This window comes from Pseudomonas cedrina subsp. cedrina (genome assembly GCF_001983175.1).
Taxonomy (GTDB): domain Bacteria; phylum Pseudomonadota; class Gammaproteobacteria; order Pseudomonadales; family Pseudomonadaceae; genus Aquipseudomonas; species Aquipseudomonas cedrina.
This window is the reverse complement of the sequence record NZ_MNPW01000009.1, coordinates 126813-138577: the sequence shown is the minus strand read 5'-3', so window position 1 is coordinate 138577 and position 11765 is coordinate 126813. Positions and strand designations below refer to the sequence as shown.

The 11765-nt window shown below is 61.3% G+C and carries 14 protein-coding genes; 1 reads left to right on the top strand and 13 read right to left on the bottom strand.

Annotation, left to right across the window (positions count from 1 at the left end; genetic code table 11):
* Positions 1 to 5: 5 nt before the first annotated feature.
* The gene (gene flhA / locus BLL36_RS19705; protein WP_178115249.1) at positions 6 to 2120 is read right to left on the bottom strand and encodes a flagellar biosynthesis protein FlhA; all 2115 of its coding nucleotides are present in this window, start codon (positions 2118 to 2120) and stop codon (positions 6 to 8) included.
* Between the two features lie 146 nt (positions 2121 to 2266).
* The gene (locus BLL36_RS19700; RefSeq protein ID WP_076953001.1) at positions 2267 to 2464 is read right to left on the bottom strand and encodes a hypothetical protein; all 198 of its coding nucleotides are present in this window, start codon (positions 2462 to 2464) and stop codon (positions 2267 to 2269) included.
* Between the two features lie 822 nt (positions 2465 to 3286).
* Here BLL36_RS19700 and BLL36_RS19695 point away from each other — a divergent pair.
* A complete protein-coding gene (locus BLL36_RS19695; protein ID WP_076953000.1) occupies positions 3287 to 3556 on the top strand; it encodes a DUF6124 family protein in 270 nt (89 codons plus the stop codon).
* A 145-nt stretch (positions 3557 to 3701) separates the two neighbouring features.
* On the opposite strand, the gene BLL36_RS19690 is transcribed toward BLL36_RS19695, so the two are convergent.
* The 11 genes from BLL36_RS19690 to BLL36_RS19640 form a co-directional block, all read right to left on the bottom strand.
* Positions 3702 to 3905, bottom strand: a complete 204-nt coding sequence (locus BLL36_RS19690; protein WP_076952999.1) for a cold-shock protein — start codon at positions 3903 to 3905, stop codon at positions 3702 to 3704.
* A gap of 22 nt (positions 3906 to 3927) precedes the next feature.
* Positions 3928 to 4149 carry a cold-shock protein gene (locus BLL36_RS19685; protein WP_076952998.1) on the bottom strand — a complete coding sequence of 74 codons (222 nt, stop codon included), beginning with the start codon at positions 4147 to 4149 and terminating at the stop codon, positions 3928 to 3930.
* A 435-nt stretch (positions 4150 to 4584) separates the two neighbouring features.
* Entirely contained in the window at positions 4585 to 5721 is a 1137-nt protein-coding gene (flhB, locus tag BLL36_RS19680; protein WP_076952997.1) for a flagellar biosynthesis protein FlhB, read from the bottom strand.
* Between the two features lie 3 nt (positions 5722 to 5724).
* Entirely contained in the window at positions 5725 to 6510 is a 786-nt protein-coding gene (gene fliR, locus BLL36_RS19675; RefSeq protein WP_076952996.1) for a flagellar biosynthetic protein FliR, read from the bottom strand.
* Positions 6511 to 6514: 4 nt separating this feature from the next.
* Positions 6515 to 6784 (bottom strand): flagellar biosynthesis protein FliQ, encoded by a 270-nt coding sequence (gene fliQ, locus BLL36_RS19670; protein WP_010208761.1) that lies wholly within the window; start codon positions 6782 to 6784, stop codon positions 6515 to 6517.
* Positions 6785 to 6788: 4 nt separating this feature from the next.
* Positions 6789 to 7532 carry a flagellar type III secretion system pore protein FliP gene (gene fliP, locus BLL36_RS19665; protein ID WP_076952995.1) on the bottom strand — a complete coding sequence of 248 codons (744 nt, stop codon included), beginning with the start codon at positions 7530 to 7532 and terminating at the stop codon, positions 6789 to 6791.
* Entirely contained in the window at positions 7532 to 7966 is a 435-nt protein-coding gene (gene fliO / locus BLL36_RS19660; RefSeq protein WP_076952994.1) for a flagellar biosynthetic protein FliO, read from the bottom strand. The genes fliP and fliO overlap by 1 nt, the downstream gene beginning before the upstream one ends.
* A 1-nt stretch (position 7967) precedes the next feature.
* Positions 7968 to 8435 carry a flagellar motor switch protein FliN gene (gene fliN, locus BLL36_RS19655; RefSeq protein WP_076952993.1) on the bottom strand — a complete coding sequence of 156 codons (468 nt, stop codon included), beginning with the start codon at positions 8433 to 8435 and terminating at the stop codon, positions 7968 to 7970.
* 46 nt (positions 8436 to 8481) lie between these two features.
* Positions 8482 to 9450 (bottom strand): flagellar motor switch protein FliM, encoded by a 969-nt coding sequence (fliM, locus tag BLL36_RS19650; protein ID WP_076952992.1) that lies wholly within the window; start codon positions 9448 to 9450, stop codon positions 8482 to 8484.
* A gap of 9 nt (positions 9451 to 9459) precedes the next feature.
* Positions 9460 to 9963, bottom strand: coding sequence for a flagellar basal body-associated protein FliL (fliL, locus tag BLL36_RS19645; RefSeq protein WP_076952991.1), 504 nt, complete (start codon positions 9961 to 9963; stop codon positions 9460 to 9462).
* A 320-nt stretch (positions 9964 to 10283) separates the two neighbouring features.
* Positions 10284 to 11612 carry a flagellar hook-length control protein FliK gene (locus BLL36_RS19640; protein ID WP_076952990.1) on the bottom strand — a complete coding sequence of 443 codons (1329 nt, stop codon included), beginning with the start codon at positions 11610 to 11612 and terminating at the stop codon, positions 10284 to 10286.
* Positions 11613 to 11765: the final 153 nt, after the last annotated feature.

Sequence of the window (11765 nt, the reverse complement as noted above, 5' to 3'; positions counted from 1 at the left end):
TACCCTCAGCCGTTGGGCCCTACTGTCGCGACGATAGTCACTTGCTTGTTGTCAGGAATTTCCTGATAAGCCAAAACGTGCAAATTCGGTACTGCCAGGCGTCCAAACCGCGACAACATCGCGCGGACCGGGCCGGCCACCAGCAAGATCACCGGTTGGCCCTGCATTTCCTGGCGCTGTGCGGCGTCGATCAACGAACGCTGCAGCTTCTCAGCCATGCTTGGCTCCAGCAGGACGCCTTCTTCCTGGCCTTGACCTGCCTTCTGAATACTATTGAGCAATATTTGTTCCAACCTGGGTTCCAAGGTGATCACAGGCAGCTCGGAGTCAAGCCCTACAATGCTTTGCACGATTGCGCGCGACAATCCGACGCGCACCGCGGCCACCAGCGCGGCAGTATCTTGACTCTTGGCGGCATTGTTCGCGATGGCCTCGGCAATGCTGCGAATGTCGCGTACCGGCACCTGTTCGGCCAGCAGCGCCTGCAAAACTTTGAGCAACTGCGACAGCGACAGCACGCCCGGCACCAGCTCCTCGGCGAGTTTTGGCGAGGCTTTGCCGAGCAAACCCATCAATTGCTGGACTTCCTCGTGGCCGATCAGCTCATGGGAGTGTTTGTAGAGGATCTGGTTGAGGTGCGTGGCAACCACGGTGCTGGCGTCGACCACGGTGTAGCCCAGGGACTGCGCCTGGCTGCGCTGGCTGATTTCGATCCACACCGCCTCCAGGCCAAAAGCCGGATCTTTGGCGGTGATGCCGTTGAGGCTGCCGAACACCTGGCCTGGGTTGATCGCCAGCTCGCGGTCCGGGTAGATCTCGGCCTCGGCCAGGATCACGCCCATCAGGGTCAAGCGGTAGGCGCTGGGGGCCAGGTCCAGGTTGTCGCGGATATGCACGGTGGGCATCAAAAAGCCCAGGTCCTGGGACAGCTTCTTGCGCACGCCCTTGATCCGCGCGAGCAATTGGCCGCCCTGGTTGCGGTCCACCAGCGGGATCAGGCGGTAGCCGACTTCCAGGCCGATCATGTCGATCGGGGTCACGTCATCCCAGCCCAGCTCCTTGGTTTCCTGGGCGCGGGCCGGGGAAGGCAGCAGCTCCTGCTGGCGCGCGACTTCCTGCAGGGCCTGGACCTTGACCGCATTCTGCTTCTTCCAGAACAAGTAGGCGCCGCCACCGGCCAGGGCCGCCATGCTCAGGAACGACACGTGCGGCATGCCCGGCACGATGCCCATGATCGCCATGATGCCCGCCGCCACGGCCAGTGCCTTGGGCGATGCGAACATCTGGCGGCTGATCTGCTTGCCCATGTCTTCGGAGCCCGAAGCACGGGTCACCATGATGGCCGCCGCTGTGGATAACAACAGTGATGGCAATTGCGCCACTAAACCGTCACCGATGGTCAGCAAGGCGTAGACCTTGCCCGCATCGCCGAACGTCATGCCGTGCTGGAAGATACCGACCGCGATGCCGCCGATCAGGTTGATGAACAGAATCAGCAGGCCGGCGATGGCGTCACCGCGCACGAACTTGCTGGCACCGTCCATGGAGCCGTAGAACTCGGCTTCCTGGGCCACTTCCAGGCGGCGTGACTTGGCCTGGTTCTGGTCGATCAGGCCGGCGTTGAGGTCGGCGTCGATGGCCATTTGTTTGCCGGGCATGGCGTCGAGGGTGAAGCGCGCGCTCACCTCGGAAATCCGCCCGGCGCCCTTGGTCACCACCACGAAGTTGATGATCATCAGGATCGCGAACACCACGATACCGACCACGTAGTTGCCGCCGATCACCACCTCACCGAAGGCCTGGATCACCTTACCGGCGGCGGCGTGACCGTCCTGGCCGTGGAGCATCACCACGCGGGTGGACGCTACGTTCAGCGCCAGGCGCAACAGGGTCGCCACCAGCAGAATCGTCGGGAACACCGCGAAATCCAGCGGCCGCAGGGCGTAGACGCACACCAGCAGCACCACGACGGACAGGGCGATGTTGAAGGTGAAGAACACGTCCAAAAGGAACGGCGGCATCGGCAACATCATCATTGCCAGCATCACCAGCAACAACAACGGCACACCCAGATTGCCTCGGGAGAGGTCAGTCAGGGTGGTACGGGCCGTGCCGAACATTTGAGAGCGATCCACCACCGGTATTCCTCGTTTCCTTGAAGCAAAGTTTTGACGCGGGGAGGCGTCCTGGAGGCGGTATTGCAAGAAGCCTTCCAACTTTTGCTCTAGAGGAATACAGTTGGGGAATTCTTTTGAAGTGTTAACAACTAAACGCGTCTGAGGTTGCGAACACTGCCACTGACCAAATCGAATGACACCCTGTCGTCCTTCTTAAGATCGTCAATGGTAATTCCAGCGCCCTGAAGGATTTGCCTGTCCAGAGTTACATCACCACCACCCTGGTCCGGGGTGACCATTACAAAATAATTGTTGGTATCGACTACTGAAACGGTTCCGTATGCCATGACGGCTCTCCTTGGTTCACTTGCGTTACCGCACCCTGTGTGCAGCAATACGCCCTTAGTCAAGCCTAGAAAATTTGAGCGGACTACTGTCAACGTTGACGGGTCGAATGAAATTTCAGATAGACGGTGATGGCAGGACGGAAGTCCTCGCGGCTCGCTCCCACGTAGAACGTCCACGTTGCCGGCTATGGAGCGGCTCCAGTGTGGGAGATTGCTTGCCTGCGATAGCCATGGGTATCTACACATCTTTGTAGTGAGCGGGCTTGTCCCGCGCCGGGCTGCGAAGCGGCCCCAATAAGGACACCGCAGTGTTCCAGATGAAGCCAGATCGTCTGGTTGGGCGGCTCCGCCACCCAGCGCGGGACAAGCCCGCTCACTACAGGGAGATTTGACAGCTTTTGAAAGTTATGTAGATACGCATGCCGCGATAGCGGTGTATCAGTGACAGATGCATTAGCTGACCCAGCGCAATCGCAGGCAAGCCAGCTCCCACCTTTGGATTTGTGTATAGCCGCCGCTACCGAGGAAATTTCCGACAGCGTTTTGGGGTTGCCCCTAGGAAACTCGATCTCTAGTCTCCGTACACCGCTGCAAACGCAGCGGACGGGCGTCGCGGCCCGGTTTACTACGGAACAAAAGCACCATCTGCCTTTCAGTAAGCGGTTTTTTATCGTCTACTGTGCGGCGCTATGGCGGCTGTGCGCGGGATACCTTCGGGTATGCCGGGTTGTTCCTAGACCGGTCCGCGAACCTGCGTACAGCTGCCACCCTCCATCGCGTCGCGGCGATCAGTGGCAGCTCCACTTTTCTAGGAACTTCACAATGATCAAACCCACCCCAAATCCCCCACTCGACTCCAACGACGCACCGGTCGTGCTATTGCGCGTAAAAGACGGCATCCCCACCGAAGACCTGCTGATCAACCTCACCGAAACACTGGCGTCAGCCCACGCCCTGACCTGCAACTTTGCCTTCGAACTGGACAGCTCGCGGCGCGAAGGCGCGTTGGGTGTCGCGCAGTTGATTGAAGTGGCGCGGTTACTGGCAGAGCGTGTGCTGGAGGGCGTTGAGTCGGCAACTGCAACGGGCTAACCCGCTCGGGCCTGATCGCGGTTCAAATGTGGGAGCTGGCTTGCCTGCGATAGCGGTGCATCAGTAACAAATGCATCAACTGACCCACCGCTATCGCAGGCAAGCCAGCTCCCACAGGTTGACCCTTGTACGACTTGGGAACGGGTCAGGCATTACGCACGTTCTCGGCCTGCAGGCCTTTTGGGCCTTGAGCCGTGTCGTACACGACTCTTTGCCCCTCATCCAAACTTTTGAAACCAGAACTTTGGATGGCTGAATAGTGGACAAAAACATCCGCACTGCCATCTTCGGGCTTAATAAACCCAAACCCTTTCTCCGCGTTAAACCACTTCACCGTACCTGTTGCCATGACTGTTCTCCTGCCGTCACTTTCAAAGATTTGCACGGGGCATGCGAATGAGTTTCAGGCGAAACGCATAGATGCCCTTGGGGCCATGGATTCTGGAAAATTGAACCCGCTGGCCCTTTCTAAACCGCCGACCTGCCGAGCTCCTCATATCCAACAGTACCGGCTCTCGCCCACCGTCCAGCTCGATCAAACCTTCTCCGGTGGCGCGGCTATAAGAACTGATCGTGCCCATCACCACTTCCATGATCACCCTCCTGCATCTCTTGACTACCCGCGCGCAGTATCTGGCGTTATGGAACCGCAAGGGGCCAACACTGACTACTGTCAAAGTTGACAGGTAGAGGGGGTTTAAGACGAATGGCACGGTAGCAATCCGTGGTTCACTTCATGCATCCGATGACTTTTTGCGCTTGCGCGGTTTTCGCGGCTTGGGAGGGGCTGGCGGGACATCACTGCATTGAGTGTCGGTCGACTGAACGGCAACCTCGTTGCCATCACGGTCCCGGGCAATAAAACCGATGCCTTTGACCGCATCAAACCACTTGACCGTAGGCCTATCCATCACCGCCTCCCGAGCCGCGCAGGGCTGCGCGGCTCATCGCTCTATCAAACCCTGCTGGCGGCGTATTGCCTACTGTCAACCTTGACAGGTAGACGCACGACAGCAGGAGCGCGACCGTCAGGAATCGCGACGCAAATCCGGCGGAATCGGCAGGTCCTTGAGCGGGTCCGGGCGCTTGCCCTTGCCCGCGCGGTATTGGCGAATCTGATAGACATACGCCAACACCTGGGCCACGGCCAGGTAGAGCCCGGCGGGGATTTCCTGGTCGAGGTCGGTGGAGTAGAAGATCGAGCGCGCCAGCTCCGGCGACTCCAGCAACAGGATGTCGTTGGCCACGGCGATTTCGCGGATTTTCAACGCGGTAAAGTCGCTGCCCTTGGCCAGCAGCATCGGCGCGCCGCCCTTCTCCGGGTCGTACTTGAGCGCCACGGCGTAGTGCGTCGGGTTGGTGATGACCACGTCGGCGTCGGGCACCGCCGCCATCATCTTGCGCTGGGACATTTCGCGCTGCAGCTGGCGAATACGCTGTTTGACCTCGGGCCGGCCTTCGGAATCCTTGTGTTCGTCGCGCACTTCCTGCTTGGTCATCAGCAGTTTCTTGTGGCTTTCCCACAGCTGGATCGGCGCATCCACCGCCGCGATGATGATCAGCCCGGCGGCCATCCACAGCGCACTCCAGCCCACCACCTGCACGCTGTGGATGATCGCCGACTCCAGCGGTTCATGGGCGATCAGCAGCAGGTCGTCGATGTCGGACGACAACACCGCCAGCGCCACAAACAGGATCAGGATAAATTTGGCCAAAGCCTTGAGCAGCTCCACCAGGGCCTTGGCGGAAAACATGCGCTTGAGCCCGGCGCCGGGGTTCATGCGGCTGAACTTGGGCGCCATGCTGCCAGCGGCAAACAGCCAGCCACCCAGGGCGACCGGGCCGATCAGCGCGGCCAGCAGCAAGGTAATCAGAATAGGCTGCACCGCCAGCAGCGCGATCTTGCCCGAGTGCAGCAGGTACTGGCCCATGGCGTCGGGGTTGAGCAGCACTTCGCGGGGCAAGGCGAAGTTGTGCTTCATCAACTCCATCAAGTCCAGCGCCAGGCCGCCGCCATAGATCAACAAGGCGCCAGCGCCGGCCATCATGGTGGCGACGGTGTTGAGTTCCTTGGAGCGAGCAATTTCGCCCTTTTCCCTGGAGTCCTTTTTGCGTTTCTCCGTGGGGTCTTCTGTCTTGTCCTGACCACTCTCGCTCTCGGCCATGGCTCAGCGCGCCCGTGCCAGATCACGTAAGAACTGCAGGGCGTCAGTCGCCAGCGGTTGATACTGATTGAGAATGTCCGCCAGGCCGACCCAGAAAATCCACATGCCCAACACCAGGGTCAACGGGAAACCGATGGAAAAGATGTTCAACTGCGGCGCCGCGCGGGTCATCACGCCAAAGGCGATGTTGATCACCAGCAACGCGGTGATCGCCGGCAGCACCAGCAACAGAGAAGCGCCGAACACCCAGCCCAGGCGCCCGACGATTTCCCAGAAATGGTTGACCACCAGGCCCGAACCCACCGGCAAGGTGGTGAAACTCTCGGTCATCACCTCGAAGGCCACCAGATGGCCGTTCATGGCCAAGAACAGCAAGGTGACCAGCATGGTCAGGAATTGCCCGATCACCGCCGCCGAGACACCATTGGTAGGGTCGACCATGGACGCGAAGCCCATGCCCATCTGGACCGAGATGATTTGCCCGGCGATCACAAAGGCCTGGAAAAACAGCGAAAGGGAAAAGCCCATGAGTGTGCCGATCAGGATCTGCTCGGCAATCAGCAGCAACGCGCTGAGGTCGATGGCATTGACCGGCGGCATCGGCGGCAAACCCGGCACGATCACCACGGTAATCGCCACCGCAAAGTACAGGCGCACACGCCGGGGTACCAGGGTCGTGCCGAACACCGGCATGGCCATCAACATGGCCGTGACGCGGAACAGCGGCAGGATGAAGGCAGCCACCCACGTGCTGATCTGGGTGTCGGTCAATGCCAGCAAGGACTGCATCGGGTCAGCCGATCAACTGCGGAATACTGCCGTACAACTGCAGGATGTATTCCATGAAGGTCTGCACCAGCCACGGGCCGGCGACGATCAGCGTGACCAGCATCACCAGCAGGCGCGGCAGGAAGCTCAAGGTCTGTTCGTTGATCTGGGTCGCCGCCTGGAACATCGCCACCAGCAGGCCCACCAACAGGCTGGGCACCACCAGCACCGCGACCATCACGGTGGTCAACCACAGCGCTTCGCGGAACAGGTCGACCGCTACTTCTGGAGTCATGGCCCTATACTCCGCCGAAACTGCCGGCCAGGGTGCCGATAATCAGCGCCCAGCCGTCCACCAGCACAAACAGCATGATCTTGAACGGCAGCGAGATGATCAACGGCGAGAGCATCATCATACCCATGGCCATCAGCACGCTCGCCACCACCAGGTCGATGATCAGGAACGGGATAAAGATCATGAAGCCGATCTGGAACGCGGTCTTCAATTCGGAAGTGACGAACGCCGGCACCAGGATGGTCAACGGCGCCTGGTCGGGGGTGGCGATGTCGGTGCGCTTGGACAGGCGCATGAACAGCTCGAGGTCGCTGGAGCGGGTCTGCGACAGCATGAAGTCCTTGATCGGCACTTGGGCGCGGTCGATCGCCACCTGGGCGGTGATGGTTTCCGCCAGGTACGGCTGCAGCGCTTGCTGGTTCACCTTGTCGAACACCGGCGCCATGATGAACATGGTCAGAAACAAGGCCATGCCGGTGAGGATCTGGTTCGACGGCGTCTGCTGCAGGCCCAGGGCCTGGCGCAGGATCGAGAACACGATGATGATCCGCGTGAAGCTGGTCATCAGCATGACAAACGCCGGGATGAAGCTCAGCGCGGTCATGATCAGCAGGATCTGCAGGCTGACCGAATACTCCTGCGCCCCTGCCGCATTGGTGCCCAGGGTGATCGCCGGGATCGACAACGGGTCGGCGCCAAACGCCAGCGGCGCGGCCAGCAACAGCATGAGCGCCAATAAAACGCGCATTACTTCTTATCCTTCTGATCCTTGCCCAGCAACTCCATCAGGCGCTGGGCGAATTCTGGCGTGGCGGCCTTGGTCTCGGCCACATCCACCGGCGTCTTGAGCACGTGCAACGGGGTGATGCGGCCGGGGGTGATGCCCAGCAGAATCTGCTCCTCGCCCACTTGCACCAGCACCAGCCGATCACGCGGGCCAAGGGCACGGGAGCCGATCATTTCGATCACCTGGCCGTTGCCCGCCCCCGCGCTCTGTACGCGGCGCATCAGCCAGGCCAGCGCAAAGATCAAGCCGACCACCAGCAACAGGCCGAGCACCAGTTGGGTCAACTGCCCGCCGACACTGCCCACGGCAGGCGCGGCGGCGGCCTGAGCCACCGGCTCGGCTGCCCAGGCGTCCAACGGCAGCGCGACAAGAAGTGCCACCAGCAACCGTTTCATATCAGCGCAACTTCTTGATGCGTTCGCTCGGGCTGATCACGTCCGTCAGGCGGATGCCGAACTTTTCGTTGACCACAACGACTTCACCGTGGGCGATCAGCGTGCCGTTGACCAGCACGTCCAGCGGCTCGCCGGCCAGGCGATCGAGCTCGATCACCGAACCCTGGTTGAGTTGCAGCAGGTTGCGGATGTTGATTTCGGTGCTGCCGACTTCCATGGAGATCGACACCGGAATGTCGAGGATCACGTCCAGGTTCGGGCCGTCGAGGGTCACCGGGTCGTTGTTCTTCGGCACGCTGCCGAATTCTTCCATGGCCAGGCGGTTGCCGGCCGGCGCGGTGGCGGCGTCGGCGGCCAGCAGCGCGTCGATATCGTCCTGGCCAACATCGCCGGTTTCTTCCAGGGCAGCCGCCCATTCGTCAGCCAGGGCCTGGTCTTCGGCGGAAGTGTTTTCGTGTTCGGTAGCCATTACATGTCCTCGGCGGAGCAAACATTCATAAATTAATTAGGGTGCATCACCGACGGTTGATCGGTTCCACCACTTGCAGCGCCAGGTTGCCCTTGTGGGAACCCAGCTTGACCTTGAATGACGGCACGCCGTTGGCGCGCATGATCATTTCTTCCGGCAATTCGACCGGGATGATGTCGCCCGGCTGCATGTGCAAGATATCGCGCAGGCGCAACTGGCGACGGGCAACCGTGGCGCTCAGCGGTACGTCGACATCCAGCAAGTCTTCGCGCAGGGCCTTGACCCAACGTTCGTCCTGGTCGTCCAGGTCGGACTGGAAGCCGGCGTCGAGCATTTCGCGCACCGGCTCGATCATCGAGTACGGCATGGTCACGTGCAGGTCGCCGCCGCCGCCATCGAGTTCGATGTGGAAGGTGGACACCACAATGGCTTCGCTGGGCCCGACGATGTTGGCCATGGCCGGGTTCACTTCCGAGTTGATGTACTCGAAACTGACTTCCATGATCGCCTGCCAGGCTTCCTTCAAATCGATGAAGGCTTGCTCCAGCACCATGCGCACCACCCGCAGCTCGGTGGGGGTGAATTCGCGGCCTTCGATCTTGGCGTGACGACCGTCGCCGCCGAAGAAGTTGTCCACCAGCTTGAACACCAGTTTAGCGTCAAGGATGAACAGCGCGGTGCCGCGCAGCGGCTTGATCTTGACCAGGTTGAGGCTGGTGGGCACGTACAGCGAGTGCACGTACTCGCCGAACTTCATCACCTGCACGCCGCCCACCGCCACGTCCGCCGAACGGCGCAGCATGTTGAACATGCTGATGCGGGTGTAGCGGGCGAAGCGCTCGTTGATCATTTCCAGGGTCGGCATGCGTCCGCGGACGATGCGATCCTGGCTGGTCAGGTCGTAACTTTTGACGCTGCCAGGCTCGGCAGCCGTTTCGGTCTGTACCAGACCGTCGTCGACGCCATGCAACAGCGCGTCGATTTCATCCTGGGACAGCAGATCTTGCACGGCCATGTCGTGATCCTACTGCAATACGAAGTTAGTGAAGAGCGCCTGCTCGATCACGACTTTGCCGAGTTCCTTCTGGGCCACTTCCTGCACGCTGGCGGTAACCTTCTGACGCAGCATTTCCTGGCCCACCGGCGTGGCGAGTGTGTCGAAGCCCTGGCTGGAGAACAGCATCACCAGGTTGTTGCGGATCACTGGCATATGCACCTTGAGGGCATCCAGGTCCGACTGGTTACGCGCCAGCAAGGTGATGCTCACCTGCAGGTAGCGTTGACGGCCGTTCTGATTGAAGTTGGCGACAAAGGCCGGAAGCATCGGCTCGAAGATTGCCGGTTGCTTGACGTTAGTGGCGGTTTCGGCGGCGGGCGCCGGTTTCGCGGCGCTGCTGTGCATGATGTACCAGGTGCCGCCCACCGAGGCGCCGATGGCCAGGAGCAGGCCCACGACTATCATCAGGATAAGCTTGAGTTTGCCTTTGCCCGCGGGTGGTTTTGCTGCTGCGTCGTCGCTCTTCGCCATGCCAATAATCCGTCACTATTCGGGGATTCATAGATCTACGGGAAGGCAAGAGCAAGTGTTATGCCAGAGTTGTCTGGCAATTGAGGGAAGAAGGAACACCACAAACCAAATGTGGGAGCTGGCTTGCCTGCGATGGCGGCGTGTAGTGAGCGGGCTTGCCCCGCGCTGGGTGGCGAAGCCGCCCCAATAAAAACACCGCCGACCTCCAGGTAGAACCGAGTCGCCTGGTTTGGGGCGGCTTCGCCACCCAGCGCGGGGCAAGCCCGCTCACTACAGGCCGCAGGCAAGCCAGCTCCCACATGGCGGAGTTTCGACAGCAATCAGGCGTAGTAGTCGACGGCGCTGGAACCGACCACGGTGGAGGTCACCGGCGTTACCGCTTCGGCCACATCGATGGCGTTGCCGCTGTCGCCGTTATCGCCACCCCGCCCGCCGCCACTCACGCCACGGGTCTGGGCCTGTTGTTGCTGCTCCTGGCCACGGGACTGGTCGGACACATTTACATCCACTTGCCCCATACCCTGCTGGGCAAACATTTCGCGCAAGCGGCCGGACTGGCTTTCCAGGGCTTCACGCACCACCGGATGCGCGCTCATGAAGTTGACCTGGGCCTGCTGGTCGGCGGTCATGTTGACCTTGATGTCCAGGCGGCCGAGTTCAGCCGGTTGCAACTGGATCTCCGCCGACTTGAGGTTGGCGCTGGACAGGTACATCACGCGGTTGACGATCTCGTCGGTCCAGCCGCTCTGATGCATGGCCAACGGTGCGTTGGCTACCGGCGGCAAGGCATTGGCGGTTTTCGGCGTGGCGGCCTGGGTCAACGCGGCCAAGCGATTGGCGAAGTCGTCGACACGGGTATCGCTGCTGGCGCTCTTCAGGTCCTTGAGGCCCTCTTCGATCAGCCCGCTGAAGGCTTTGTCGCCGCCCTCGGTGCTGTCCTTGGTGGCTTGTTGGTCGACCATGGTGGCCATGCCGGCCGCGAAGTTCTGCGCGGCAGTCGGTTGATCCAGCGCCGACGGCGGCGCGGTTTTCGCCGTTGCCTGGCTGCTTGCCGACACGTGCCCACCCTGCTCCATCGCCAGGCGTACAGCCGGCATGGCGTCCAGAGGATCGGCTTGCGGATCGAAGGTTGGCTTGGCCGGCTCGGTCGCTGTGATCGGCGCTGCCACCACCGGCAGGGCCTGGTCATCGGTGGCGGCGACGGGCACCGGGGTCTCCACAGGAACCGGCACGGCCACCGGGGTCACGCTGGCGATCAACGCCGGGTCGACTACCGGATCAACCGGGGGCAGTTGTACCAGGCTCGGGTCGACAGCTGCGTCGTCATCGCTGCTGGCACTGTCATCGGTCTTGGCCGGCGGGCTGGCAGGCAAGGTATTGCCGCTATCGGCAACCGCTGGCGTACCGGCGGCAGGCTTGTCGCCGCCCGCCACAGGTTTGGCGCTGGCGTCGGCCGGCTTGTCCCGCGTGGGTTTGGCCGCGCTGTCGTCGGCCTTGGCGCTGGGCTTGGGACCCTGGTTGGCAAACACTTGAGCGAAGCCAGGGCCCTTGTCCCGTGGGTCCGCAGCGGCTGCCGGCGGGTTGACGGCGGGCGCTTGAGGCTTGGCCGCGGGGGCAGCCTGAAGGAGCGAATTCGGGGCGACTGGCATAGGTAAAGGTCTCCACTGCATGGGGATCGGGGATGCAGTACGAAGAGATAGAGCAAGAGTCGGGCCAGGTTGATCGTTCCCATGCTCCGCGTGGGAATGCTGCCCCGGACGCTCCGCGTCCAGCGGCGGTTAAATGCCTCAGGTCTTGCGCAA

Coding starts and splice junctions, on each gene's coding strand:
- BLL36_RS19695 (WP_076953000.1), top strand. CDS start 3,287: ATGATCAAACCCACCCCAAATCCCCCACTCGACTCCAACGACGCACCG.
- fliQ (WP_010208761.1), bottom strand. CDS start 6,784: ATGACTCCAGAAGTAGCGGTCGACCTGTTCCGCGAAGCGCTGTGGTTG.
- BLL36_RS19640 (WP_076952990.1), bottom strand. CDS start 11,612: ATGCCAGTCGCCCCGAATTCGCTCCTTCAGGCTGCCCCCGCGGCCAAG.
- BLL36_RS19690 (WP_076952999.1), bottom strand. CDS start 3,905: ATGGCAACAGGTACGGTGAAGTGGTTTAACGCGGAGAAAGGGTTTGGG.
- fliP (WP_076952995.1), bottom strand. CDS start 7,532: ATGCGCGTTTTATTGGCGCTCATGCTGTTGCTGGCCGCGCCGCTGGCG.
- fliO (WP_076952994.1), bottom strand. CDS start 7,966: ATGAAACGGTTGCTGGTGGCACTTCTTGTCGCGCTGCCGTTGGACGCC.
- fliN (WP_076952993.1), bottom strand. CDS start 8,435: ATGGCTACCGAACACGAAAACACTTCCGCCGAAGACCAGGCCCTGGCT.
- flhA (WP_178115249.1), bottom strand. CDS start 2,120: ATGTTCGGCACGGCCCGTACCACCCTGACTGACCTCTCCCGAGGCAAT.
- flhB (WP_076952997.1), bottom strand. CDS start 5,721: ATGGCCGAGAGCGAGAGTGGTCAGGACAAGACAGAAGACCCCACGGAG.
- BLL36_RS19685 (WP_076952998.1), bottom strand. CDS start 4,149: ATGGAAGTGGTGATGGGCACGATCAGTTCTTATAGCCGCGCCACCGGA.
- fliR (WP_076952996.1), bottom strand. CDS start 6,510: ATGCAGTCCTTGCTGGCATTGACCGACACCCAGATCAGCACGTGGGTG.
- fliM (WP_076952992.1), bottom strand. CDS start 9,450: ATGGCCGTGCAAGATCTGCTGTCCCAGGATGAAATCGACGCGCTGTTG.
- BLL36_RS19700 (WP_076953001.1), bottom strand. CDS start 2,464: ATGGCATACGGAACCGTTTCAGTAGTCGATACCAACAATTATTTTGTA.
- fliL (WP_076952991.1), bottom strand. CDS start 9,963: ATGGCGAAGAGCGACGACGCAGCAGCAAAACCACCCGCGGGCAAAGGC.